Genomic DNA, 25,748 nt, shown 5'->3' with positions numbered 1-25,748 from the left:
AAGATGTTAAAGTTAGGGCCATTCATTTGCCCTAAGTTATTTATTAAAAATAAGAGCTATACCAATAGATCTTCTATATATTCCCAGCCATTAGCTTTCATCTCTTCAAACTTTCTTTTTAATTCTTCTTTTGTATATTCATGTGAGTCTTTAGCTAAAAGAATATGATAAGAATTAGATGCTGGATCTATAGTGACCTCATTAATTTCTACTGGCTGAATTACACCATTTTCGGTCAAACCAAGATCAGTAAAGCACATTCCTTTTACCGGAATAACACTGCATTCATACTCTTTAGAAATAAAATAATTATTTGAATAAGTTGAATAGGTACGTGAAGCGCGAATCTTCATTGCTATCTCCTTTATTTGTAGAGAAGATTTGAGTAGTGTGGCGCGTTTTAAAAGCTAAAACTGTTTACTTTTTATTGTTTGTTTACTATGAATCTTTGTTATTTAAAATATTTTTAACAATCTATATCAAAATTAACTGTAGAAGCCTCCTTTTTAAAAGAAGGCTTCAATATAGATAAGCTTATCTTGAGATTTTGTAAACTTTATTTTTATATTCATCACGAGAAATGACACCTTTATCATATTGTTGTTTTAATGATCTATATTGTTGATAACGAACATCTCTTTGAATGCCCATATTGTCATGATTTCTAATGTAATAGAGACTTCGTTCATGATCACTCATATTTACAGTATGGTCGGGAGAGTGAGAATAAGTGTTTTGTGGTTGCTCTTCTTGGTAGTGTTTTGCAATCTCAAAAAAATCTACGTTTTGTTTGTTTGAATCAGAGCGGAAAGGATTGTGTTGTGATTCGTTAATTTTATGATCTGAACTATTATTTACCTCAAGCATACTCTTATGGCGTTTTGACTCTTGTCCATAAAATTCATATTTGGTTGGGGAGATAGTTGTTTCAGAAAATACAAAAGGAGAAAAAGTAGCAGTACTTAAAACTAATAAAATTAATTGTAATCTATTCATTTCTATGGAAGCCCAGATGAAAGTGAGTAAATCACTGTATTATAACACTAAATTTAACATTGGACTAAAAAATAATATATCTAAAATATACATATTTTTAATTTTCAAAGTTGTATAAGGTTTATTTTGCATGTTTCTAGGTTGTAATTATTCCTTATTAAGCTTTATCAAACCAACTTGGTGTTGAATAAGCTGCCATAATTGTTAAAATGCCCACCTTATCCTGTTTTTATATTATTTTTTTAATTGCTTTTGTTCTTGCAGTTTTTAAATTAATTATGAAAAACAGTTGCTTAGTTAAGGATTTTTTGAATGCTCTCTATTTATTTAACAGATACTCAACAACATGTGCAATTTAATGATTACCCAAGTGATCAGCCTGTTAAATTTCTGTTAAATCTTAAAAAGATTTTTCCAAGTACTGGTGATTTATTATTACCTGTTTTACCTGAAGATAATGATCTGGAAAATGTAACTTGGGAATCAACCTCAAAAGACTTTGAAATCTTCAAAAAGTTATTGGCAGGTTGGGGTGTGATTGAGCTTCGTTTAAATGCCATTACTGCTTATAAAGATAAAAACTTTGCAAATGAGCTAATTAAACAAGCTCAAGCGAAACGTAAAAAAGTAGCACAAAAAAATCATCAACTTTCTCTAGTTGCATTGGATTATATTTTTATGCACGAAATTCATGCACTCATTGATGCTGAACTGTTCACAATAGGCGAGAAATTTTATTTGCCAACCTTGCGGGAGCAATGGAAAGGTACCGTTTCGGACCAAGTGCTTAATGGAAAGCTCTAATGAATACCAAAAGGTGAATTCTTATAATTCACCTTTTTTATAATTAAATCAAAAATTTGCGTGTTTTTTTTGGTGGGTTGTACAAAAGTTTACAAGAAAAGAATGCGTTTTTTTAAAAGTGGCAGATACATTGCTTATATAAATACAAAATTATTGCGGGAGAGAGGTTCTTAAGAACCCGCCGAAGGAGCAACAGGCCCGGAAACTCTCAGGCAAAAGGACTGTAATAATTAAAAAATCTGGAGAGCAGCTTAAGATTTATAAGCATGGAAAATAAAAACTTATAAGTCATAAACTCACCGAAGGGGAAGATCGAAATACTAAAAGGTAGTATTTAGGTCGAAACTCTCAGGTACAAATGACAGATGGGCTGTACTGATGAAATGTTTTTGCATTTCAGAGGAGTCTGTTATGCCACATGTTATTGTGATTGGTGCAGGAATCACAGGGGTTACTTCAGCCTATGAATTATCTCAATTAGGTTACCAAGTCACAGTGATTGATCGCCATCTTTATCCAGCCATGGAAACATCATTTGCAAATGGAGGGCAATTATCTGCTTGTAATGCAGAAGTCTGGAACCAGAAAGCGACCGTTATAAAAGGTTTTAAATGGATGAGGCAAAAAGATGCTCCTTTATTATTGAATCCTTCCTTTAGCCTACATAAATATAGTTGGTTGGTTGAGTTTTTGTCTCATATTAAAAATTATGAAGCCAATACAATAGAAACCGTTCGCTTGGCATTGCTTGCCCGTAAGCGCTTGTTTGACGTAGCTGAAAAAGAGCAGCTTCAATTTGATTTGGAGAAACGCGGTATTCTTCATATGTATCATACTAAGGATGATTATGACATCGCTAAGCGAGTTAATGATGTTTTAAATAAAGGGACTTTAGAACGTTACTCGGTTTCACCTGAGGAAATGAAATCAATCGAACCTTCTTTAACGGGTGAGTACTTTGGTGGCTATTACACACCAAGCGATGCAACCGGTGATATCCATAAATATTCAACCTCTTTAGCTGAAAAGACTAAACAATATGGCGTTCAGTACAAATTCGGTTTGGAAGTTACTGATATTAAGTGTCATGCAGATAAAGTGGTACTGAATTGTCAGCCAAGTGCTGAGCATCCGCATCTTTCCCAAACAGACAGCTTTCAATTAGAAGGTGATGTTTTGGTGGTATGTGGGGGTGTAGGGAGTTATCAGTTGGCTGATATGATTGGTGAACGTGTAAATGTTTATCCGGTCAAAGGTTATTCAATTACCGTCCAATTAAAAGATGAAAAAAGTATAAAAAATGCACCGTGGGTGAGTTTATTGGATGAGAGCGCTAAAATTGTAACGTCTCGTTTAGGACCAGATCGTTTACGTGTAGCAGGTACGGCCGAGTTTAATGGTTATAATCGAGATATTCGAGCCGACCGTATTCAACCTTTGGTAAATTGGGTAAACCGCAATTTTGACATTTCAACTGAGCATGTTGTGCCTTGGGCGGGTTTAAGACCAATGATGCCTAATATGTTGCCAGTTGTGAAACAGTCTAAACAGTCTCGAGTTTTCTATAATACGGGACATGGTCATCTAGGCTGGACTTTGTCAGCAGCTACAGCTGTTTTGGTGAGTCAAGATATTCAACAAAAGTATCCAGCATAAAAAGAAAAGCCAGTGTCTATGCACTGGCTTTTTTATTTTATATTCACTAGTCGTACAGACGATAAATTCCTGTGAAGCGCTCACAACCTTTTTGCTGGGTTTTTACGATGAGCAGTGCTTTCTGAAAGTCAAATTTATATTTACAGTTATGTTCATTATCTAAAATTTCACTTTTCTGTTCAGGAGAGCTGTAAGCCATAAGTGAAACCGTTTGGGTTTCTTTTCGGTTATTCGGATTACGGTAAGCTAAACCTTCAATTTTGATTTTATCTTTAGCAAGTTGATGTATTTGTAAATGAACGGGCTGAGATGCAATATGTCCATTTTCAAATTTAAGATAATGCTGAGTTAGGGTTTGTTTAAGTGAAGCATAAAAATTTAAATCATCACCACGTACATCAAACTGTTGTTGAACACATGAATTGGTTTTGCATTGTTGTGTTTGTCTAAGCCACAATGTTTGAGTATCTTGTAGAAGCTGCAGTGGGGCATCTGTGACCAAGTATGCAGAAAGATATTTATTGTTGAGCTGCTTTCGTGCTTCGCTAAAGGTTTTTGAACAGATTTTTAGCTCTGCTTTTGAGTTGGAGCAGTCGATAGATTCTGCAAAAACAAGCGATGAGCATAAACAACTCAATATCACGACAAAACTTAATCTTTTCAATTGATTCATATCAGTATTCGACGGCATGATCGCTTATACTTTCAGTCTACTTTGCTAAGTGTACTATAGCGAAACACGACGGTTGAATACAAGATTTCTTAAGCTTTTATAATAGATGGGAAGAGTTTATATGGTTGCTCAAATACGTATTGGACAAGGAATGGATGTGCATGCCTTTGAAGAGGGTAACTTCGTAACCTTAGCTGGCGTTCAAATTCCGCATACGCATGGCTTGAAAGCACATTCTGATGGCGATGTCGTGCTACATGCATTATGTGATGCCTTACTAGGTGCTCTAGCACTTGGTGATATTGGTCAGCATTTTCCGGATACAGATCCAGAATTTAAAGGAGCGGATAGCCGTGTTCTACTTAAACATGTTTATCAATTAATATTAGACCGAGGTTATCATTTAAATAATGCTGATATTACGGTAGCTTGTGAGCGTCCTAAATTAGCCAAATACAATTTGGAAATGCGTCAAAGCATTGCAGATGTTTTAAATGTAGATTTAAATCAAATTAGTATCAAAGCGACCACAACCGAAAAACTTGGATTTACTGGTCGCCAAGAAGGAATTTTAGCAACAGCGATGGTGTTAATATCTCATTAAACTAAATCATTGGTTTGTTGCAAAGATTGTTGAAGTTCTAAGGTAGCCTTACGGCCTTGAAGCTGTAAGGTAATACTATGAATGAGTCCTGTCCATGTTTCATTTGGTTCCCAAATCTCATGAAGCAAATCCTGACAGGTTGGCATATCCATATTCATATAAAATTGTCTGTAGACATACATAAGACAACTTACGCGTTTATTTTTGGCACAATGTATCCAAACAATTTCATTCTGCACTAAATGATCAATCAAATCTAAAACTAATAAGCATTGGTCAGAAGAGGGTGTTTCCCAGTCAATTGGAATATGAATATAATTTAAACCATATTCTAGACAGACCTGATCCTCATTTTTAATACTATCTGGTGAATTCGATAAAGCTAAATTTACAACAGTACTACAACCATACTCTTTAATGAGCTTAAGTTGTTCAATAGAAGGTTGTGCTGAACTAAATAAATGTTCATGAATGATCGAAAATGCAGGGATTTCAAATAATGATTGTTCAAGGGTTGTCATAATCGCACTCTACACGAGTAGGCTTGGCTTATTGTGTAGAATGTTATACACGATTATGTATGACAGTTGAAATATAGACTGTTTATATATTGGGCAACATCATAAAAATTTTTAAAATAATAAATGAGGATAATAGGGATCTTATAAAAATAAAAAAACAGCACCTTAATGATGCTGTTTTTTGAATTAGAAATTAAGCTTTTTTCAAATTTTCGTTGAGTAAAAATTCCATTAAAGCTTTTTGTGCATGCAGACGGTTTTCTGCTTCGTCCCATACTACGGCATTTTTATGGTCGAGCATGGTTTCAGAAATTTCTTCACCACGATGAGCAGGTAAGCAGTGCATGAATAAACAGTCCGGGTGTGCAAGTCCCATTAATTTCTCGTTAACCTGAAAATCAGCAAAGGCTTTTTCACGAAGCTTCTGTTCTTCTTCTTGTCCCATGCTTGCCCATACATCTGTAACGATAAGATCAGCATTTACAGCCGCATCTTCCGCATTATCAAAAAGTTCAACACAATGCCCAAACTCTGCTAAAAATTCAGGTTTAGGTTCATAACCTTTTGGTGATGCAATCTTGAGTTTGAAACCCATCATGTGTGCAGCTTCAATGTATGAATTACACATATTATTGCCATCACCAATCCAAGCTACGGTTTTGCCTTCAATGCTGCCGCGATGTTCAATATAAGTTTGTAAATCTGCAAGTAACTGACAAGGATGGTGATCGTCAGTTAAGCCATTGATAACGGGAACTTTTGAATAAGATGCAAAACGTTCAACGATATCGTGACCAAAAGTACGAATCATTACGATATCAAGCATGCTTGAAATAACACGTGCTGAATCTTCAATCGGTTCACCACGGCCTAATTGCGTATCACGTGGTGATAAGAAAATGGCACTACCACCAAATTGATTAATACCAGCTTCAAAAGAAATACGAGTGCGTGTGCTCGATTTTTCAAAAATCATTCCCAATACTTTACCAACAAAAGGTTGATATACCTTATTGCTTTGCTGCATTTTCTTAAGTTCGCTTGCGCGTTCCAAAATGCGATTAAGTTCTAGAGTGGATAGATCACGTAAAGTCAGGAAATGTCTTAGAGCCATGTAGCTACTCCATAATAATTGTTTTGAATTACAACAATTATCTGTTGTTGGCTGGGTGGAAGTGGGAAAAAAGAAGTCTACTATACTATAAGCATTTCAAAATGCAAAAGAATTAGACTTTATGATGCCCCTTTAAGAAAATATCAACACAATAATTAATATAATCAATAACTTCTGTCTCATTGGGTGGAAGAGGCATTCCCATAATCATTCGCCATTCAATATCACGTAAAATTCCAAAATACATAAGAGAGGAATGATCAGGAGATGTACAGGTAATTTCACCTGATTGATGAGATATGAGTAAGGCTTGAGCAATTGTATTTTGGACATCCAGAGCACATTTTTCATATAAGTATTGGCTCAAAGTTGCATTACATTGAGTTTGTTCAATAACCAAACGTAAAAAGGCAATGTGTTCAGGTTGAATAATGTGCTTATAAAAACGGATGAGAGTTTGGATTAAATAATCTTTTAAAGAAGTTTGCTCTGGTTGAAATGCAATGCAGATATCTTTAAAAAACATTTCACGGCGATAATCGCAGATTGCAGTAAATAAGCCATCTTTATTACCGAAGTATTTATAAATAGAGGTTTTTGAACCACCAGCATGATTAACGATGTCGTCAAGAGAGACAGCATCATATCCTTTTTCCAAAAACAGCTCGGTTGCGCTTAGCAATAGAGCTAAACGACGTTCTATACCGCGGCGTGTTTGGGGTTTTTCACATACGAGATGATGTGACTCAAGGACTGGATCATGCATAAAATTTAATAACGACGGCTAACACTGCTTATCTAGTATAGCAAATCTATCTTTAACGATGGTCATTGGTATGTTTTTAGGTCATCTGGTAAACAATAAGTAGAGCATAGTTTTGGGGAAAATATAGAAAATATAATGATTTATGTAGAAATTTAGAATTTTTTGATCATGTAACTGTATGTTCACATTTTAGTTTGGCAGTTAATTCCGTTTTAAATAGTCATAAAGAAAAGCGGCTAAATTAAATTAGCCGCTTTTTGATTTTTACTTCGGTGTTAAGCTTCTGACAATGTTGCTTTATGTTCGTCCTCATCATCGTCATCAGCAGAATCCATGCCCAGCTCTTTTAACTTTCTGGTTAGGGTGTTACGACCCCAACCTAATAGCTCGGCTGCATGACGTTTGCGCCCACGAGTTTGCTGTAGTGCCGCATTAATCAAGGTGCGCTCAAACATTGGAGTAGCAATGTCTAAAATCTTCATTTCACCATTTTTAAGTTTTTGAATTGCCCATTGGCTTAGTAGCTCATCCCAATGGTGCAAAGAAATACGTTCAAAAGATGGTGCTGGCTGACTAGTCTCACTACTTTTTTGGAGTGGAACCTGTTTAAGCTCAGAAGGTAAATCTTCCGGATAAACCTCACGGCCAGTAATCATGACGGTTAACCAACGGCAGGTATTCTCAAGCTGACGAACATTACCAGGCCAAGGTAATTGTTGCATATAGTCCGTTGTTTCAGTGCGTAAAATCTTTGGACTTACACCTAGCTCTTTACCCGCGCGAGCCAAGAAATGTTGAGCCAGCATCGGGATGTCTTCACTGCGATGCGCAAGCTTCGGAATATGAATTCGAATAACATTTAGACGGTGGTATAAGTCTTCACGGAAACGACCTTCATTCACCAGTTTTTCTAAGTCTTGATGGGTTGCCGCGACAATTCTGACATCTACTTTAACCGGTATATGACCACCAACCCGGTAAAACTCACCATCTGCGAGCACACGTAACAATCTAGTCTGGGTTTCAAATGGCATGTCACCAATTTCATCAAGGAAGAGAGTTCCACCATTGGCTTGTTCAAATCGACCTTGATGTTGAGTATTGGCACCAGTGAATGCACCTTTTTCATGACCAAATAATTCCGTTTCGATTAAATCTTTAGGAATTGCTGCCATATTTAATGCAATAAAAGGCTTAGCGCGTCGTGGAGAATGTTTATGTAAAGCATGCGCAACCAGTTCTTTACCTGTGCCTGATTCACCATTAATTAAAACGGTAATATGCGACTGAGATAAACGACCAATCGCTCGGAAAACCTCTTGCATAGCAGGAGATTCGCCAATAATTTCTGTTGATTGTAGTGGTGAAGCTGTTTTTGTCGCTTCTTGCTGCTGCAATTTATTGATATGCAAAATCGCTCGATTGACTAGAGCTAAAGCTTCATCAATATCGAATGGTTTTGGTAAATACTCAAATGCACCAGTCTGATAGCTTGATACAGCAGACTCTAAGTCCGAATGCGCTGTCATAATGATAACAGGCAAGTCGGGGTGAGAGTTTTTCACTTTAGATAAGAAAGTTAACCCATCAATACCTGGCATACGAATGTCAGTTAAGATGACATCGGGCGCATCATGATGTAAACGTTCAAGTGCTGTTTGAGCTTCTTCAAAATTGGTGACGTCAAATCCTTCTTCTTTAAAGGTCTTTTCAAGTACCCATCGCATGGCGCGATCGTCATCAATAACCCATATTTTATTTCGCGACACGGTCTGACTCCCAAGGTAAATATAAGCTAAACATTGTTTTTCCAGGAACTGATTGGCATTCAATCATTCCGTTATGTTGATGCATGATGTTCTGTGCAATACTCAGGCCAAGCCCTGTGCCTTTTGCTCGTCCTGTAACCAAAGGGTAAAACACAGACTCTAAAATGCTTTCGGGAATACCCGGTCCATTGTCTTCAATATCGACTCGTACAGCAGAGCGGTTGAGTACTCCATTAATGGTGACTAGACGTTGAATACGGGTACGTAAAATTAATTCAGGCTCTTGATCTGTAAAAAATGATTTATTTTCTGTAATAGCTTGAATGGCATTAACGCTAATATTGAGCATGACTTGAATGAGCTGATCTCGATCGGCTTTTACATCTGGTAGAGACAAATCATAATCACGCGTAATTTTGATTTTTTTCTTGGTCTGATTTGCGATTAAAGAGCGTACCCGTTCTAGAGGTTCATGCACATTTACATTTTCATAACTTGGCAATTGTCTTGAGCCCAACATGGTGTCGGCCAAATTGGTGAGACGATCTACCTCGTTAATAATAATATCTGTAAATTCAGCATAGCTCTCGTCATTTAAACTACGAGCAAGTAACTGAGTTGCCCCCCGAATACCAGCCAGAGGGTTTTTAATTTCGTGAGCAACGCCTCGAACCAGTTGTCTAGCCACTTGATGTTGTTGAATTAGGTTTTCTTCCTTAGAAATTTTCAACATACGATCAATAGGGTTTAACTCAATAAGTAAGAGCGGGTGGTAGCTTTTACCTGCATTTAATTGCGAGACCGTATAATCCACATGTAAATCTTTAAAATTGACATTAATGATGGCTTCACGACGTGTATAAGGTTGTCCCGTTTTTAATGTGTTCAATAAGGCTTCATGCGTATTAAAGGTATCATCAGGTGCATGAAGTAAATTTAAAACCGGTTGTCCAGAAGCGCGAAGCAAACTAATGTCAAAAAGTGCTTCACAAGCGGAATTTAAATAAAAAATATTAAAGTTACTATCGATTAATAAAATCGCAGTAGTTAAATTGTCTACCAATAGGCGATAGTCGATAGGTGTGTGTTGATCCATTAGCGAATCGTTCCTGTCTTAAAATGGCGCAATGGCATCTTCATTGGTTATCGGTTTTCACCGTTATAGAACATGATTGATGCAAAATGTACGCCAACTTTGTTTATGGTTTATTTTAAGGTTTTAAGCATAATTAAAGCGCTCTAAAATCGTTCTTAATATCTTTTGGTCAAAAATACGGATGTATACATCAATAATATCATGATCCAACTTGGTGCAATATTGAGTTTTGGTGCAAATATTGGTTGTATTTTGGTGCATTACACAAAGAGTGGGGTTTCCACCTATGCTTGAGACGAGAAAAGACATACAATACGCGCATTCAAGTGGAGCGCAGATTCATGAAGACCCCCAAAGTCGGTTTTGTTTCTTTAGGTTGTCCTAAGGCATTGGTAGATTCTGAACGAATTTTAACTCAGTTAAAGACTGAAGGTTATCAAGTTGCATCAGATTATGATGGTGCTGATTTAGTTGTTGTTAATACCTGTGGTTTTATTGAATCTGCAGTACAAGAATCTTTAGATGCAATTGGCGAAGCCATGAGTGAAAATGGCCGAGTTATTGTGACAGGCTGTTTAGGTAAAGACGAAGATAAAATTCGTCAAATGCACCCTAATGTTCTAAAAGTTACTGGTGCAGCAGCTTATCAAGACGTTATGGAAGCTGTACATGAATATGTCCCAGCACCGCCTAAACATAATCCGTTTATTGACCTTGTTCCTGAGCAAGGTATCCGTTTAACACCGAAACATTATGCTTATTTAAAAATATCTGAAGGCTGTAACCACCGTTGTACCTTCTGTATTATCCCGAGCATGCGCGGTGATTTAGTATCACGTCCGGTTGGAAGCGTATTAGAAGAAGCTGCTGCGTTAAAACGTTCAGGTGTAAAAGAAATCTTGGTCATTTCCCAAGATACCTCAGCTTATGGCGTAGATACCAAATATAAGCTCGATTTCTGGAACGGACAGCCCGTAAAAACCAAATTCTTTGACATGTGTGAAGCACTTGGTCAGCTTGGAATTTGGGTTCGCTTACATTATGTATATCCATATCCACATGTTGATGCAGTAATCGATTTGATGGCTCAAGGTAAAATCTTGCCATACCTCGATATTCCATTCCAGCATGCAAGCCCACGCGTTCTTAAATTAATGAAACGTCCGGCTCATAGTGAGAATACATTAGAAAAAATTAAATTATGGCGCGAAAAATGCCCGGATCTTGTGATCCGTTCTACTTTCGTGGTTGGCTTTCCAGGCGAAACTGAAGAAGACTTCCAGATTTTGCTCGATTGGTTGGTTGAAGCTCAACTTGATCGTGTAGGCTGCTTTACCTATTCACCAGTAGAAGGCGCTACGGCAAATGATTTACCAGATCATGTGCCAGAAGAAATTAAGCAAGAGCGTTACGAGCGCTTTATGCAAGTGCAGCAACAAATCTCTGCTGCCAAATTACAAAAACGTATTGGTCAAACGATGACTGTATTGGTCGATAGTTTGGAAGATGAATATCCTGTTGCTGTTGCACGTTCTTATGCCGATGCTCCGGAAATTGACGGTAATGTCTTTGTAGAAGATATCGATAAGAGCACTATTCAACCAGGCGATATGTTGGAAGTCGAAATTACCGATGCGGATGAATACGACTTATTTGCAAAGTTAATTAAAATTAAATCGGTCTAATCGAATCGCGATTCAAAAAGCATTCAGTTTAAGAGGTCTTGGAGCAAAATCATGGCGGAAACAATCAGCCCCCGTTATTCACGAATTTTATTAAAATTATCTGGTGAAGCTTTATCAGGTAATAAAGATATGGGTATTGATGCTCAAGTTTTAGATCAGATGTCACTTTCTATTGCACATTTGGTTGGCTTGGGTGTGCAAGTAGGTATCGTTGTGGGTGGCGGTAACTTATATCGTGGTAGCCAGTTACAAAAAGACGGTTTGGTTGGCCGTGTAACAGGTGATCAGATGGGGATGCTTGCAACTGTTATGAATGGTTTGGCAATGCGTGATGCATTGGTGCGCCGTAATATCAGAACTCGTCTTATGTCAGCGCTACCAATCGGTACTGTTGTAGAGTCTTACTCAAGTCGTGATGCGATTCGTCATTTAAGTCAAGGCGAAGTGTGCGTTTTCGTAGCAGGAACAGGAAATCCATTCTTTACAACTGATACAGCAGCATGTTTACGTGGTATTGAAATTGAAGCGAATTTAATTTTGAAAGCGACCAAAGTAGACGGTGTTTATAATAAAGATCCAAGCAAATACGAAGATGCAGTGAAATATGATCATTTAACATTTGACCAAGTGTTAGATGAAAAACTGGGTGTTATGGATTTAACGGCAATTTGCTTATGCCGTGACCATAATGTTCCATTACAAGTATTTGATATGAATAAATCTGGTGCGCTATTGTCAGTGGTAATGGGTGAAAAAGAGGGTACACGCGTTACTAAATAATGTACGTGTGCCGTAAAGCTCTTTATACTAGCGCTAAATTAAATTTGTTATATACATCCTTGAATAAATAAGTAAGGAAGATCATATGATTAACGATCTGAAAAAAGACAGCGAACAGCGTATGTTAAAAACTCTTGAGTCTTTGGAACAAGGGTTTGCTAAAGTTCGTACCGGCCGTGCACACCCATCAATTTTAAATGGGGTAATGGTTCCTTACTATGGTTCTGATGTGCCTTTAAACCAAGTAGCGAACGTTGGTGTTGAAGATTCTCGTACGCTTATCGTTCAACCATTTGAACGTACGATGGTTGCTGCAATTGATAAAGCAATTCGTGAAAGTGATTTAGGTTTAAATCCTATTACTGCTGATTCAATCCGTGTACCTTTGCCAGCTTTAACTGAAGAAACACGTCGTGATATGCAGAAAATCGCTCGTAGTGAAGCTGAAAACGCGAAAGTTGCTATCCGTAATATTCGTCGTGATGTATTAGGTGATATCAAGGCATTGTTAAAAGAGAAAGAAATTTCTGAAGATGATGAGCGTCGTGCAGGCGATGATATCCAAAAAATCACTGATAAATATGTTGCAGAAGTAGACAAGCGTCTAGCAGCGAAAGAAGCAGAATTGATGAAGGTCTAATTTTTATGACCGATTCAGAAGAGTATCATCTTCCTCAGCATGTTGCCATCATCATGGATGGCAACAATCGCTTTGCAAAGAAAAATCAAATGCAAAAAGGCGATGGGCACAGAGAGGGTAAAAATGTTCTTGACCCTATTGTTGAACATTGTGTTAAAACTGGCGTTCGTGCTTTAACTGTTTTTGCATTTTCGAGTGAAAATTGGAATCGACCACAATATGAAGTCGATCTGCTTATGAAACTTCTTGAAGAAACGATTCATGAGCAAATACCTCGCATGAAGAAATTCAATATTGCTTTGCGCTTTATAGGGGATCGTTCCCGATTACCTTCACATTTAGTTGCCTTAATGGAAGATGCAGAGCAACAAACAGCACATCATGACGCCATGACATTAACTATTGCAGTAAGCTATGGTGGTATGTGGGATATTGCAAATGCAGCTAAGCAGGTTGCTCAAGCAGTTTCCCGTGGCGAAATTGACGCTGATCAAATAAATGTTGATTTGTTCGAAAAATATGTCAGTCTAAACGATCTGCCAGCTGTGGACTTGTTGATCCGTACAGGTGGCGATTTCCGTATATCTAACTTCTTGTTATGGCAAGCGGCTTATGCGGAGCTGTATTTTACGGATACTTTGTGGCCGGAATTTACAGTGGAAGAATTCGACCATGCATTGAATGTTTTTTCAGGGCGTGAACGTCGTTTCGGTAAAACATCTGAACAAATTCAGCAAGAGAAAATCGAGAAATTATAATGTTAGAGCGGATTGTTACCGCATTGGTACTTGTTGCAGTTGTTTTGGGCTGTATGTTTGCTACGCAATCACATTATCCAATGTTGGTACTTATGATTGTAGCAGCAGGAGTTGCGGGGTATGAATGGTATAAGTTAATGCCTAGGGAAGTTGGTGCAGTAGTAAAACCTAAAGCTTGGGGTTATGGTCTACTTGTTGCCTTTGTTTCTGGCGTTGCCTTGTTCTTTCATGACATTGCTTTACTGTTATGGTCTGCTTCAATTTTAACTTGGCTCGTTAGTGTTTATTGGGTTAAGTCTTTTCCTGAATTCGATGGGTGGTATAACGCGACCCTATATGTCATTGGTTTGATTCTTATCTGTGCAGCAGTGACTGCAATCTTTGTAGTATGGCAAAGCTCACCATGGTGGTTGATGTATTTGTTCTTGCTTGTGTGGGGTGCAGATAGTGGAGCTTACTTTGTAGGCCGTAAATTCGGTAAAAGAAAATTGGCGCCTACAGTAAGTCCTAATAAATCAGTAGAAGGTTTATATGGCGGTATTCTCACTACAATTATTGTAATGCTTGTGGTGCAATATCAATATTTAAACCTAACTTGGGTTCAACAACTTCTATTCTTGATTTTGTCTTTAATTACAGTGTTCGGTTCAGTATTAGGTGATTTATTTGAATCAATGATCAAACGCCGTGCTGGTATTAAAGACTCTGGCCGTGTTTTGCCAGGTCATGGTGGTGTATTGGACCGTATTGATTCTTTACTCGCAGCAGCCCCGATTTTTGCAACGGGAATGTATATATTAAAGCTTATTGGTGTAGATTTATAGATGACACAATCTGTTTGCATATTGGGTGTAACCGGTTCTATTGGACGAAGTACCTTAAAAATTTTAGGTCAACATCCAGATAAGTATTCAGTCTTTGCAGTTTCGGCGCATAGTCGAATTTCTGAACTTGTTGAAATCTGCAAACAGTTTCGACCTAAAGTTGTTGTTGTTCCTGAACAGAAAATAGCTGAACTAAAAACACTATTTGCTCAGCAAAATATATCGGCTATTGATGTTTTAGCTGGGCAAGAGGGTTTAGTCGATATCGCATCTCATACAGATGTGGATATTGTTATGGCTGCAATTGTAGGGGCAGCTGGGCTGTTGCCAACTTTAGCGGCTGTTAAGGCAGGTAAAAGAGTACTACTTGCCAACAAAGAAGCATTAGTTATGTCTGGTGAAATCATGATGCAAGCTGCTCGTGATCATCAGGCATTGTTATTGCCAGTTGATTCGGAACATAATGCAATTTTCCAATCATTGCCTCATAATTATTTACAAGCAGATAGAACAGGGCAACCACAGCTAGGTGTATCTAAAATATTGCTTACAGCATCTGGTGGTCCTTTTTTAAATCATTCCCTAGAACAATTGGTTCATGTAACACCGCAACAAGCATGTAAACATCCAAACTGGTCAATGGGACAAAAAATTTCGGTTGACTCGGCTACTCTTATGAATAAAGGGTTAGAGTTAATTGAGGCTTGTCATTTATTTTCAATATCTGAACATTTTGTTACAGTTGTTGTTCATCCACAAAGTATCATTCACTCTATGGTGCAGTATGTTGATGGTTCAACATTAGCACAAATGGGTAACCCGGATATGTGTACTCCGATTGCACATGCATTGGCATGGCCTGAGCGTTTACAAACTAATGTTCCTGCTTTAGATTTATTTGAGTATTCTCAACTTAATTTTCAGGCACCGGATACCCAAAAATTTCCTGCATTAAATTTGGCTAGACAAGCAATGCGTGCGGGAGGTTTGGCACCAACCATTTTGAATGCAGCTAATGAAATTGCAGTTGAAGCATTCTTAATGGAAAGGATTGGATTTACAAGTATTCCGCAAGTGGTAGAGCATACTTTGGAAAAATTAGAGAATGCAGCGGCTGAAAGCATCGAGTGCATTTTAGATAAAGATAAAGTGGCCCGATCTGTAGCTCAGCAATATATATCAAGTATTGGAGGCTGAAATGAATGCACTGTTTATGATTGCAGCGGCAGCTCTTTTACTTGGGCCTCTAATTGCAATCCATGAGTTTGGCCATTACTGGGTTGCGCGAAAACTTGGTGTTAAAGTTTTAGTTTACTCAATTGGGTTTGGACCAACTTTACTGAAATGGACGTCTAAGAAGTCTGGTATTAAATATCAGCTTTCTGCCTTACCTTTAGGTGGCTATGTCAAAATGTTGGACGAGCGAGAAGGTAATGTGGCAGAACAAGATCTACCATATGCTTTTAACCGTCAAAAACCGTGGAAACGTATAGCGATTGTTGCTGCTGGACCATTAATTAACTTGATTTTTGCCGTACTTCTTTTTTGGATTTTGTTTTTACCAGCCCAAGAACAATTAAATACTAAAATTGGTAAAATTATTCCAAACTCTCCAGCTGCAGCAGCCCAGTTACATGTAGGTGACAAAATTATTGCTGTTGATGGGAAAGAGACAACAACATGGGAAAAGCTAAACTTTGCTTTGATTGATCGAGTTGGGGAAACAGGTACTGTAAATATTGATGTGGACCGTGCTGGTTCCGAACAAAATTTTGTATTACCAATTAAAGATTTTTTAAAAAATCAAAATGAATCTGCACTGGACGTATTAGGTTTCTTGCCTTATCGACCTGTGATTCCTGCTGTTGTAACAGAGTTAACGGAAGATGGTGCGGCGATTCGTCAAGGAATGAAAGTGGGCGATCGTATTGTTGCGATTGATGGCCAGCCTATGAAAGATTGGTTCGACGTGGTAGAAGTTGTCCAGCGTTCCCCAGAAAAGTTACTTAAGATTGATGTCTTACGTCATGAACAACTAGTACATTTACAAGTTATGCCACAAGGTAAGCGTGATAGCATGGGGCAGGTAAATGGAGTACTTGGTGTAAAAAGTGATGCTGGGAAAATTACAATTCCTGACGAATATAAGCAAACAATTCAATATACTCCAATACAAGCTTTTGAAATGGCACTTGATAAAACTGGCCAAATCTCTAGCATGATTTTGAATTCAATAGTAAAAATGGTTAAGGGACTAATTGGATTAGAAAATCTTTCTGGACCAATTACCATTGCAAAAGTAGCTGGCCAAAGTGCAGAAATGGGTTGGGAAACCTTTATCTCTTTTATGGCTTTAATGAGTGTAAGCCTTGGAATTTTAAATTTATTACCAATTCCAATGCTAGATGGTGGCCATCTAGTGTATTACATTATAGAAGCTATTCGTGGGAAGCCTGTTTCTGAACAAATACAAATGTTTGGTCTAAAAATTGGTATGGTACTGCTCGGTAGTATGATGCTTTTAGCTTTATTTAATGACTTTATGCGTTTGTAAACGTATATGGATTTATAACTTACTGGAAAAAACTGGCATGCGGCACACACATTTTTTAATGCCTTTGGCACTTGTTAGCGCTATGGCAGCGGTACAACAAGCATATGCAGCTGATGATTTCGTTGTTAGAGATATTCGTGTAAACGGGTTGGTCCGTCTTACCCCTGCAAATGTTTATACCATGTTGCCAATCAACAGTGGCGATCGCGTTAATGAACCGATGATCGCCGAAGCAATTCGAACATTGTATGCCACTGGACTTTTTGATGATATTAAAGCATCAAAAGAAAATGATACTTTGGTTTTTAATGTTATTGAGCGCCCAATTATTTCAAAGCTTGAATTTAAGGGTAATAAACTTATTCCTAAAGAGGCTCTAGAACAAGGCCTCAAAAAAATGGGTATTGCTGAGGGTGAGGTTTTTAAGAAATCTGCTTTGCAAACCATTGAGACAGAATTAGAGCAACAATATACTCAACAAGGCCGTTACGATGCTGATGTTACAGTTGATACAGTTGCTCGCCCAAATAACCGCGTTGAATTAAAAATTAATTTTAATGAAGGAACGCCGGCAAAAGTCTTTGATATTAATGTAATTGGTAATACTGTTTTTAAAGACAGTGAAATTAAACAAGCATTTGCTGTTAAAGAAAGTGGTTGGGCTTCTGTAGTCACACGTAATGACCGCTATGCACGTGAAAAAATGGCTGCAAGCCTTGAAGCTTTACGTGCCATGTACCTTAACAAAGGCTATATTAATTTTAATATTAATAACTCCCAACTCAATATTAGCGAAGATAAAAAGCATATCTTTATTGAGGTTGCTGTTGATGAAGGAAGCCAGTTTAAATTCGGTCAAACTAAATTCTTAGGTGATGCGCTTTATAAGCCAGAAGAATTACAAGCATTAAAAATTTATAAAGATGGTGATACCTATTCACAAGAAAAAGTAAATGCAGTTAAGCAATTACTTTTACGTAAGTATGGTAATGCAGGTTATTACTTTGCAGATGTAAATATTGTGCCGCAGATTAATAATGAGACTGGCGTTGTTGACTTAAATTATTATGTGAATCCAGGTCAACAAGTTACCGTACGTCGTATTAATTTTACTGGTAATAGTAAAACTTCTGATGAAGTATTACGTCGTGAAATGCGTCAGATGGAAGGTGCATTAGCGAGCAATGAAAAAATTGACTTATCTAAAGTTCGTTTAGAGCGTACAGGTTTCTTTAAAACCGTTGATATTAAACCTGCTCGTATTCCAAACTCTCCAGACCAAGTTGACTTAAACGTAAATGTTGAAGAACAACATTCAGGTACTACTACATTAGCGGTTGGTTATTCGCAAAGTGGTGGTATTACGTTCCAAGCAGGACTTAGTCAAACTAACTTTATGGGTACAGGTAACCGAGTTGCAATTGACTTATCTCGTTCTGAAACTCAAGACTATTACAACCTAAGTGTTACTGACCCTTACTTTACCATTGATGGAGTAAGCCGCGGTTATAATGTCTATTATCGTAAAACGAAGCTGAATGATGACTATAACGTTAATAACTATGTAACGGATAGTTTTGGTGGTAGTTTAAGTTTTGGTTATCCAATTGACGAAAATCAAAGTTTAAGTGCTTCGGTGGGCGTTGATAACACTAAAGTAACCACAGGCCCTTATGTTTCTACATATGTACGTGACTATTTATTGGCAAATGGCGGTAAAGCAACAAGTAAGGGTTCATATTGCCCAACCTTAAATGGTGAGTCACAATATGATACCGAGAAGGGGGAATGTAAAGTCCCTGAAGAAACTTATGATAATGCATTTGATGGTGAATTCTTTACTTATAACTTGAACTTGGGTTGGTCTTATAACACCTTAAATAGACCAATTTTCCCTACTTCTGGCATGTCTCATCGTGTAGGTCTTGAAATTGGTTTACCAGGTAGTGATGTTGATTATCAAAAAGTAACTTATGATACTCAAGCATTTTTCCCTATTGGTAGTACCGGCTTTGTACTTCGTGGTTATGGTAAGTTAGGTTATGGTAATGACTTACCATTCTATAAAAACTTCTATGCAGGCGGTTACGGTTCTGTTCGAGGCTATGACAACAGTACCTTGGGACCTAAATATCCAAGTGTAAATCTACAAGAAACTAAGCAAAATGATAGTTCTCCTGAAGAAGTAGGGGGTAATGCTCTTCTCCAATTTGGTACAGAGTTAGTTTTACCAATGCCATTTAAAGGTGACTGGACTCGCCAAGTACGCCCTGTTCTTTTTGCTGAAGGTGGTCAGGTTTTTGATACGAAATGTGATATCAACAATTCAGCTTATGGTAATAAAGGCATGATCATTAATGGCCAGACTATTACGGATGTCAGAAAATATTGTGAAGATAATTATGGATTTGATTTAGGTAACTTACGTTATAGTGTTGGTGTTGGTGTAACTTGGATTACGATGATTGGTCCATTGTCAATTAGTTATGCATTCCCGTTAAATGATAAACCGGGTGATGAAACTAAAGAAATTCAGTTTGAAATTGGTCGTACTTTCTAAGTACGATCTTTTTGTATAACGAAATAAGGAAAGAGATTTACATGAATAAATTAATGTTAGGGTTAGGCCTGACGGTGGCTTCTGTAGCAGCTAATGCAGCTGGTTATGGGGTAATTGATCTAGCTAAAGTTGTTGAAAGTAGTTCTTATTTGAAACAGCAAAATGCAAGCTTAAACCAGTCAGTGAAACCAACTACAACTAAGCTTGAGCAATTAGGTAAAGAGTTAGAAGGGCTTCAACGTCAAGCGCAGACTCAAGGCCAAAAAATGAAAGAAGATGAGATTAAAAAATTACAATCTCAGTATCAATCGAAATTAAATGAATTTAATTCAACACAGCAAGGCTTACAGTCAAGAGTTCAAACAAGCTTACAAAGTATGAATACAACTTTTGAGACTAGAGTTAAGCAAGCTGCTGAGCAATTACGAAAAGAAAATAATCTTGACTTTATTTTGAATAAAAATTCGACTGTTGCCTATGACGCTAAGTATGATTTAACTGATAAAATGATACAAAAGGTTAATTCAATGAAATAAATTAATGAAAGTGCAACAATATCGTTTAGATGAATTAGCTCACCTTGTTAAAGGTGAGCTAATTGGTGAAGGTAGTCTTCAATTTTCAAACTTGGCGAGTTTGGAAAATGCAGAGGTTAACCATCTTACTTTTGTGAATGGTGAGAAACATCTCGATCAAGCTAAAGTAAGCCGTGCGGGTGCTTACATTATTACTGCAGCTTTAAAAGAGCATCTTCCTGAAAAAGATAATTTTATTATTGTTGATAATCCCTATCTTGCGTTTGCAATCCTTACCCATGTATTTGATAAAAAGATTAGCTCAACAGGCATAGAAAGCACTGCCCAAATTCATCCATCTGCTGTTATTTCCGAAACTGCTTATATTGGTCACTATGTGGTTATTGGTGAGAATTGTGTAGTTGGCGATAATACCGTCATTCAGTCACATACCAAACTTGATGATAATGTAGAAGTTGGAAAAGACTGTTTTATTGATTCTCATGTCACTATTACAGGTGGTTCTAAATTACGAGATCGCGTCCGTATTCATTCAAGTACTGTCATTGGTGGAGAAGGTTTTGGTTTTGCTCCATATCAAGGAAAGTGGCATCGTATTGCTCAATTAGGTTCAGTTTTAATTGGAAATGATGTCCGAATTGGATCGAATTGTAGTATTGATAGAGGCGCACTTGATAATACAATTTTGGAAGATGGGGTTATTATTGATAACCTTGTGCAAATTGCACATAACGTCCATATTGGTTCAAATACTGCTATTGCAGCGAAGTGCGGTATTGCCGGAAGTACAAAAATTGGCAAAAACTGTATTCTAGCTGGGGCGTGTGGAGTGGCAGGACACCTTTCAATTGCTGATAATGTGACTTTGACTGGAATGTCAATGGTCACAAAAAATATTTCTGAAGCTGGAACTTACTCTTCGGGAACCGGATTATTTGAAAATAATCATTGGAAAAAAACGATTGTACGCTTGCGACAATTAGCAGATGTGCCATTGACCCAAATCACTAAACGACTTGATCATATACAAGCTCAAATAGAGTCTCTTGAATCAACTTTTAATTTGCGTAAATAGAATATTATGACCGAGTCTACTACACCTAAATTTGCCATCCCTGAATTACCAATGCAGATTCAAACGATTCGTCAATATTTGCCGCATCGTTACCCATTCTTATTGGTTGATCGTGTGACTGAAGTTACTGACAATAGTATTGTTGGTTATAAAAATGTTTCTATCAATGAAGAGTTCCTACAAGGGCATTTCCCAGAATATCCAATTATGCCTGGTGTTCTCATTGTTGAAGCATTAGCTCAAGTTTCAGGCGTTCTTGGTTTTATTATGAACAATGAAACGCCAAAACCAGGTTCATTATTCCTGTTTGCTGGTGCAGAAAGAGTTAGATTTAAAAAACAAGTAGTTGCAGGTGATCAACTTGTATTAAAATCTGAGTTGGTAATGCAGAAGCGCGGTATCTACAAATACAATTGTACAGCTAGCGTTGACGGCATTGTAGCAGCAACCGCTGAGATTATGATTTCACACCAAAAAACAGAGCAGGCATGAGCAATCACGATTTAATCCATTCTACCGCCATTATTGATCCATCTGCAGTGATTGCTTCAGATGTTCAAATAGGACCTTATTGTATTATCGGTCCTCAAGTGACTATTGGTGCTGGTACTAAATTACATTCTCATGTGGTTGTAGGTGGTTTTACCAGAATTGGCCAAAATAACGAAATCTTTCAATTTGCAAGTGTTGGCGAAGTTTGCCAAGACCTCAAATATAAAGGTGAAGAAACGTGGCTTGAAATTGGTAACAATAATCTAATTCGCGAACATTGCAGCTTACATAGAGGTACGGTGCAAGATAATGCATTAACCAAGATAGGTAGTCATAACCTATTAATGGTAAATACACATATTGCACATGATTGTATCGTAGGTGACCATAATATCTTTGCTAATAATGTAGGTGTCGCTGGACATGTACATATTGGTGATCACGTTATTGTGGGTGGTAATTCTGGAATTCATCAATTCTGTAAGATCGATTCTTATAGCATGATTGGTGGAGCTTCTTTGATCCTTAAAGATGTTCCAGCCTATGTGATGGCGTCTGGTAACCCTGCACATGCGTTTGGTATAAATATTGAAGGTATGCGAAGAAAAGGTTGGTCTAAAAATACAATTCAAGGCTTAAGAGAAGCTTATAAATTGATATTTAAATCTGGATTAACTTCTGTTCAAGCTATTGACCAAATTAAAAGTGAAATTTTACCTTCAGTTCCAGAAGCTCAACTCTTGATTGATTCTCTTGAACAATCAGAGCGTGGAATTGTGCGCTAATCAAGAAGACATAAAAAAAGACACTGTTTTAACAGTGTCTTTTTTATAACTAAATTATTTGTTAAAGAATTTTGCTTCTTCAGACTTTGGATATTGGCTAAGTAACTTGTTCTTGTATTGATTTGCTGACACAGTATTCTTATCAACATCTTTAGCGATACTATAAAGTTGGTACAATGCTCGAGGTGCCTTACTTGAATTTGGATATTGGTTCGCTACGACATTATAGTTTTTCTTTGCTTCATTATAATTTACTGGATCTGTGGCTAAGTGAAACTCGGCTAACCAAAAATAAGCATTACCTGTATAGATACTATTAGGATGGTTTTTTATAAAGTTTTGCATTGGAGCAATTGCTTTTTTAGCACCACCTTGTTTATATGCATCTAAAGCTACAGTATAAGCAGCTTTTTCTAATTCGAGGGAATTTGACTGGTTTTGCGCAGCAGCTGGTGCTGGTTGAGTAGTGGTTGTTGGTGCGCTAGGCTGCTGCTCAGAAGTTTGTGTGGCTGGTACTGCAGCTACTTTATTACTCTCTGTGGTTTGAGGGGCTGGTGCACTAGCAGGAGTAGTGTTATCGGATGTTGCATTCGAACTATCATCTTGTGTAGCACTGTCAGGGTCAACTTTTTGGTGTAATAATTCTAAACGTTGATCTAAGTCGGTATATCGGTTTGCTAGATCTTTCTTTAATTGCTCAATATCATTAGCTTGTTCTTCAAGCTGACCTCTTAATGTACGAATATCATTTTCTAATTGTTGGTTTTTTTGCATGAGTTCCCAGTTTAAATTTGTAGGAACTGAAATATTGCTTGAAGAAGTATTAGATGCACTACCATCATTTTGACTTAAACCACGAGACTCGATAGGGATATTTGCGTATAGAGAAGTGGTGCTCATTAAGGCAATAAATAATAAAGAATGCTTCTTCATTTGCATGTGTATAAATCCATAATTTTATATAAAAGCCACCTTGACACAGGAATATAAAAAACAATTCTCTAAATATCTAAGGTTTTTCATTGATCAATGCAATTAAAGCAGTTAACAGTTTAAATGCAAGGATAGTTTACAATCTTCAAGCATATTTTATGCAAAATAAGAAAAGAGCATAAGCTCAAGAAATTATATTTTTGGGGTTTAAAGCTATTTTTGCTGAGGAATTAATCAATCGAAACAAAAACTTGCCGAAAAAGGCAGAGAAGGGTTGCAACTCTTTTAAAAATCTCTATACTTTGTTTTGCAATGGTAGCCCCGCTGGTGGCTTCGCAATTGTACTCTGTGAACCCCGCCAGGACCGGAAGGTAGCAACGGTAGCAGATCTATGATGTGCCGAAGTTTTGCTAGTGGGGTTGCCACCATTCTTTTAATCCAATTTTCTTTGGATTGCTTTTAAAATTACATCTAAATCAAATCCTCTATATTGTAAGAATCTGACCTGTTTTGCTTTAAGTTTTGGATCTTTCTCTACAGCTTCTCCAAATTTTTTAACTTTAAGTTGATAAGCTTGTTCTACCCAATCAATTTCTTGAATTTCATCTGCAATTAAATCATTTTCAATTTGTTTAGTTTTTAAAGCTTGTTGAATCCGTTTCGGTCCCTTACCTTTACGAATTTGGCTTGCTAGCATTTGCTCAGCAACACGCTGATCACTCTGGTAATTTTGTTCAGATAACTCCTCAACCAGTTGTTTTACTTCTTCTATATTTTGTGCATAACGAGCTAATTTCTCGATAAGCTCTGCTTTAGAGTAATCTCGGCGAGTGAGTAAAGCAAAAGCATATGAGCGTAAACGTTGGCCAGTAAGAGGAGGGCGCTGCTGAGATTGCTCATCGTTTCTTTTGAACATATAAAATTCCTTGTAAAAAACGCCCCGAAGGGCGTTTTATGACTCATGTATAATTACGATTCTAATAAAAGATCTGGCTCTTCTTCATCTTCAATTTGAACTGCACCATTTGTGCCTGTAGTCAGCAATTGTTCACGGATATTACGTTCAATTTCTTCAGCTATTTGAGTATTTTCTTCAAAATAGCGAATTACATTGTTTTTACCTTGGCCAATTTTATTGCCTTGATATGAATACCATGCACCAGCTTTTTGTACGATATCCTGTTGTACAGCTAAATCTACAAGTTCACCTAGTTGGTTAGTACCTTTACCGTATAGAATTTGGAAAATAGCTTCTTTAAACGGAGGAGCCATTTTGTTCTTAACGACTTTAACTTTAGTTTCTGAACCAACAATTTCATCGCCTTCTTTTACTTGACCGATACGACGAATATCTAAACGAACTGAAGCGTAGAATTTAAGAGCGTTACCACCAGTGGTAGTTTCTGGGCTACCAAACATAACACCAATTTTCATACGAATCTGGTTAATGAAGATAACCATACAGTTTGAACGTTTAGCATTACCCGTAATTTTACGAAGTGCCTGGCTCATAAGACGTGCTTGTAGACCCATATGAGAGTCACCCATCTCACCTTCGATTTCTGCTTTAGGGGTAAGTGCAGCTACCGAGTCCACAACGATTAAATCAATTGCGCCTGAACGGACAAGCATGTCAGCAATTTCAAGTGCTTGCTCACCATTGTCGGGTTGTGAAACAAGTAGGTTATCAATATCTACACCAAGCTTGCGTGCATATTGAGGGTCTAGGGCGTGCTCAGCATCAATGAAGGCACATGTACCACCAGATTTTTGACATTGAGCAATTGCTTGCAATGTCATTGTGGTTTTACCAGAAGATTCAGGACCATAAATTTCGATAATACGGCCTTTTGGTAAACCACCAATCCCCAATGCGATGTCTAAAGTTAAAGAACCTGTAGATACGGCTTCAACTGCTTGAACAGTGTTATCACCAAGACGCATAACCGTATTTTTACCAAATTGCTTCTCAATTTGGCTCAAAGCGGCTTGTAATGCTTTGCTTTTATTCTCATCCATCTCAAAAACCTCAATACTCTATGTTCATCACGTTTAACCCAAGTGGATGCATTGAATCTCAACTTGTTTCACAGGGCTAATAGTGACAGATTTTTTCTCTAGCTTCTA

General features: G+C 37.4%; 26 protein-coding genes, 1 other RNA gene and 1 riboswitch. Of the genes, 16 read left to right on the top strand and 11 right to left on the bottom strand.

What is annotated here, in order from left to right; translation table 11 throughout:
* Positions 1 to 56: 56 nt before the first annotated feature.
* Positions 57 to 353: a hypothetical protein gene (locus KNQ97_RS08850; protein ID WP_000701849.1), complete on the bottom strand. Its 297-nt coding sequence runs from the start codon at positions 351 to 353 to the stop codon at positions 57 to 59.
* 181 nt (positions 354 to 534) lie between these two features.
* The gene (locus KNQ97_RS08845; protein WP_001081037.1) at positions 535 to 996 is read right to left on the bottom strand and encodes a hypothetical protein; all 462 of its coding nucleotides are present in this window, start codon (positions 994 to 996) and stop codon (positions 535 to 537) included.
* A gap of 312 nt (positions 997 to 1,308) precedes the next feature.
* On the opposite strand from KNQ97_RS08845, the gene KNQ97_RS08840 reads away from it, so the two are divergent.
* Together KNQ97_RS08840 and KNQ97_RS08835 are read left to right on the top strand one after the other, a co-directional pair.
* On the top strand, positions 1,309 to 1,800 hold the full coding sequence (locus tag KNQ97_RS08840) for a hypothetical protein (protein WP_000949167.1): 492 nt from the start codon (positions 1,309 to 1,311) through the stop codon (positions 1,798 to 1,800).
* A 146-nt stretch (positions 1,801 to 1,946) separates the two neighbouring features.
* Positions 1,947 to 2,034: riboswitch (glycine riboswitch) on the top strand.
* A gap of 177 nt (positions 2,035 to 2,211) precedes the next feature.
* The gene (locus tag KNQ97_RS08835; protein WP_001120919.1) at positions 2,212 to 3,456 is read left to right on the top strand and encodes a D-amino acid dehydrogenase; all 1,245 of its coding nucleotides are present in this window, start codon (positions 2,212 to 2,214) and stop codon (positions 3,454 to 3,456) included.
* Between the two features lie 46 nt (positions 3,457 to 3,502).
* Here the strand turns inward: KNQ97_RS08835 and KNQ97_RS08830 are convergent, their stop codons facing one another.
* Positions 3,503 to 4,147 (bottom strand): hypothetical protein, encoded by a 645-nt coding sequence (locus tag KNQ97_RS08830; protein WP_253612110.1) that lies wholly within the window; start codon positions 4,145 to 4,147, stop codon positions 3,503 to 3,505.
* A gap of 103 nt (positions 4,148 to 4,250) precedes the next feature.
* On the opposite strand from KNQ97_RS08830, the gene ispF reads away from it, so the two are divergent.
* Entirely contained in the window at positions 4,251 to 4,733 is a 483-nt protein-coding gene (ispF, locus tag KNQ97_RS08825) for a 2-C-methyl-D-erythritol 2,4-cyclodiphosphate synthase (protein ID WP_000226511.1), read from the top strand.
* Here ispF and KNQ97_RS08820 read toward each other — a convergent pair.
* The 5 genes from KNQ97_RS08820 to glnL form a co-directional block, all read right to left on the bottom strand.
* Entirely contained in the window at positions 4,730 to 5,254 is a 525-nt protein-coding gene (locus KNQ97_RS08820) for a protein tyrosine phosphatase family protein (RefSeq protein WP_253612108.1), read from the bottom strand. The two genes, ispF and KNQ97_RS08820, sit on opposite strands and share 4 nt — an antisense overlap.
* A 193-nt stretch (positions 5,255 to 5,447) precedes the next feature.
* Positions 5,448 to 6,368, bottom strand: coding sequence for an ornithine carbamoyltransferase (gene argF / locus KNQ97_RS08815; protein ID WP_001207983.1), 921 nt, complete (start codon positions 6,366 to 6,368; stop codon positions 5,448 to 5,450).
* A 112-nt stretch (positions 6,369 to 6,480) separates the two neighbouring features.
* Positions 6,481 to 7,134 carry a multidrug efflux transcriptional repressor AdeN gene (adeN, locus tag KNQ97_RS08810; protein ID WP_000543879.1) on the bottom strand — a complete coding sequence of 218 codons (654 nt, stop codon included), beginning with the start codon at positions 7,132 to 7,134 and terminating at the stop codon, positions 6,481 to 6,483.
* A gap of 275 nt (positions 7,135 to 7,409) precedes the next feature.
* Positions 7,410 to 8,903 carry a nitrogen regulation protein NR(I) gene (gene glnG / locus KNQ97_RS08805; RefSeq protein WP_000089273.1) on the bottom strand — a complete coding sequence of 498 codons (1,494 nt, stop codon included), beginning with the start codon at positions 8,901 to 8,903 and terminating at the stop codon, positions 7,410 to 7,412.
* Complete coding sequence (gene glnL / locus KNQ97_RS08800; protein ID WP_000371970.1) at positions 8,890 to 9,999, bottom strand: nitrogen regulation protein NR(II); 1,110 nt, start codon at positions 9,997 to 9,999, stop codon at positions 8,890 to 8,892. Before glnL ends, glnG begins: the two co-directional genes overlap by 14 nt.
* 341 nt (positions 10,000 to 10,340) lie before the next feature.
* Here glnL and rimO point away from each other — a divergent pair, with 341 nt between their 5' ends.
* The 12 genes from rimO to lpxA all read left to right on the top strand — a co-directional run bounded on the left by rimO (position 10,341) and on the right by lpxA (position 22,688).
* Positions 10,341 to 11,684: a 30S ribosomal protein S12 methylthiotransferase RimO gene (gene rimO, locus KNQ97_RS08795; protein WP_000856684.1), complete on the top strand. Its 1,344-nt coding sequence runs from the start codon at positions 10,341 to 10,343 to the stop codon at positions 11,682 to 11,684.
* A gap of 51 nt (positions 11,685 to 11,735) precedes the next feature.
* Entirely contained in the window at positions 11,736 to 12,464 is a 729-nt protein-coding gene (gene pyrH / locus KNQ97_RS08790) for a UMP kinase (RefSeq protein WP_000852257.1), read from the top strand.
* Positions 12,465 to 12,549: 85 nt separating this feature from the next.
* Entirely contained in the window at positions 12,550 to 13,104 is a 555-nt protein-coding gene (gene frr / locus KNQ97_RS08785; RefSeq protein WP_000606428.1) for a ribosome recycling factor, read from the top strand.
* Positions 13,105 to 13,109: 5 nt separating this feature from the next.
* Complete coding sequence (gene uppS / locus KNQ97_RS08780; protein WP_000132219.1) at positions 13,110 to 13,862, top strand: polyprenyl diphosphate synthase; 753 nt, start codon at positions 13,110 to 13,112, stop codon at positions 13,860 to 13,862.
* Positions 13,862 to 14,686, top strand: coding sequence for a phosphatidate cytidylyltransferase (locus KNQ97_RS08775; protein ID WP_000893489.1), 825 nt, complete (start codon positions 13,862 to 13,864; stop codon positions 14,684 to 14,686). Before uppS ends, KNQ97_RS08775 begins: the two co-directional genes overlap by 1 nt.
* Entirely contained in the window at positions 14,687 to 15,883 is a 1,197-nt protein-coding gene (ispC, locus tag KNQ97_RS08770; protein ID WP_195707428.1) for a 1-deoxy-D-xylulose-5-phosphate reductoisomerase, read from the top strand. It abuts the gene before it with no gap.
* A gap of 1 nt (position 15,884) precedes the next feature.
* On the top strand, positions 15,885 to 17,240 hold the full coding sequence (rseP, locus tag KNQ97_RS08765) for an RIP metalloprotease RseP (RefSeq protein WP_000992590.1): 1,356 nt from the start codon (positions 15,885 to 15,887) through the stop codon (positions 17,238 to 17,240).
* A gap of 37 nt (positions 17,241 to 17,277) precedes the next feature.
* The gene (gene bamA, locus KNQ97_RS08760) at positions 17,278 to 19,800 is read left to right on the top strand and encodes an outer membrane protein assembly factor BamA (protein WP_367398844.1); all 2,523 of its coding nucleotides are present in this window, start codon (positions 17,278 to 17,280) and stop codon (positions 19,798 to 19,800) included.
* A gap of 23 nt (positions 19,801 to 19,823) precedes the next feature.
* The gene (locus KNQ97_RS08755) at positions 19,824 to 20,336 is read left to right on the top strand and encodes an OmpH family outer membrane protein (RefSeq protein ID WP_253612137.1); all 513 of its coding nucleotides are present in this window, start codon (positions 19,824 to 19,826) and stop codon (positions 20,334 to 20,336) included.
* A 4-nt stretch (positions 20,337 to 20,340) separates the two neighbouring features.
* Positions 20,341 to 21,411 carry a UDP-3-O-(3-hydroxymyristoyl)glucosamine N-acyltransferase gene (gene lpxD, locus KNQ97_RS08750; protein WP_000868099.1) on the top strand — a complete coding sequence of 357 codons (1,071 nt, stop codon included), beginning with the start codon at positions 20,341 to 20,343 and terminating at the stop codon, positions 21,409 to 21,411.
* 6 nt (positions 21,412 to 21,417) lie between these two features.
* The gene (gene fabZ, locus KNQ97_RS08745; protein WP_000140523.1) at positions 21,418 to 21,903 is read left to right on the top strand and encodes a 3-hydroxyacyl-ACP dehydratase FabZ; all 486 of its coding nucleotides are present in this window, start codon (positions 21,418 to 21,420) and stop codon (positions 21,901 to 21,903) included.
* Positions 21,900 to 22,688, top strand: a complete 789-nt coding sequence (lpxA, locus tag KNQ97_RS08740; RefSeq protein ID WP_000064875.1) for an acyl-ACP--UDP-N-acetylglucosamine O-acyltransferase — start codon at positions 21,900 to 21,902, stop codon at positions 22,686 to 22,688. Before fabZ ends, lpxA begins: the two co-directional genes overlap by 4 nt.
* Before the next feature lie 54 nt (positions 22,689 to 22,742).
* Here the strand turns inward: lpxA and KNQ97_RS08735 are convergent, their stop codons facing one another.
* Complete coding sequence (locus tag KNQ97_RS08735; protein ID WP_001178068.1) at positions 22,743 to 23,627, bottom strand: YbgF trimerization domain-containing protein; 885 nt, start codon at positions 23,625 to 23,627, stop codon at positions 22,743 to 22,745.
* Positions 23,628 to 23,943: 316 nt separating this feature from the next.
* Between KNQ97_RS08735 and ffs the strand changes: the two genes are divergently transcribed.
* Positions 23,944 to 24,040, top strand: an RNA gene (gene ffs, locus KNQ97_RS08730) — signal recognition particle sRNA small type.
* Between the two features lie 14 nt (positions 24,041 to 24,054).
* Here ffs and KNQ97_RS08725 read toward each other — a convergent pair.
* Positions 24,055 to 24,537, bottom strand: coding sequence for a regulatory protein RecX (locus tag KNQ97_RS08725; RefSeq protein ID WP_253612104.1), 483 nt, complete (start codon positions 24,535 to 24,537; stop codon positions 24,055 to 24,057).
* 53 nt (positions 24,538 to 24,590) lie between these two features.
* On the bottom strand, positions 24,591 to 25,640 hold the full coding sequence (recA, locus tag KNQ97_RS08720; protein WP_000344169.1) for a recombinase RecA: 1,050 nt from the start codon (positions 25,638 to 25,640) through the stop codon (positions 24,591 to 24,593).
* Positions 25,641 to 25,748 lie beyond the last annotated feature (108 nt).

The sequence above is a fragment of the Acinetobacter sp. UC24323 genome, from assembly GCF_024151445.1.
Classification (GTDB): Bacteria; Pseudomonadota; Gammaproteobacteria; order Pseudomonadales; family Moraxellaceae; genus Acinetobacter; species Acinetobacter baumannii.
The sequence above is the reverse complement of the archived record's forward strand: the minus strand, read 5'-3'. Positions and strand labels throughout refer to the sequence as shown.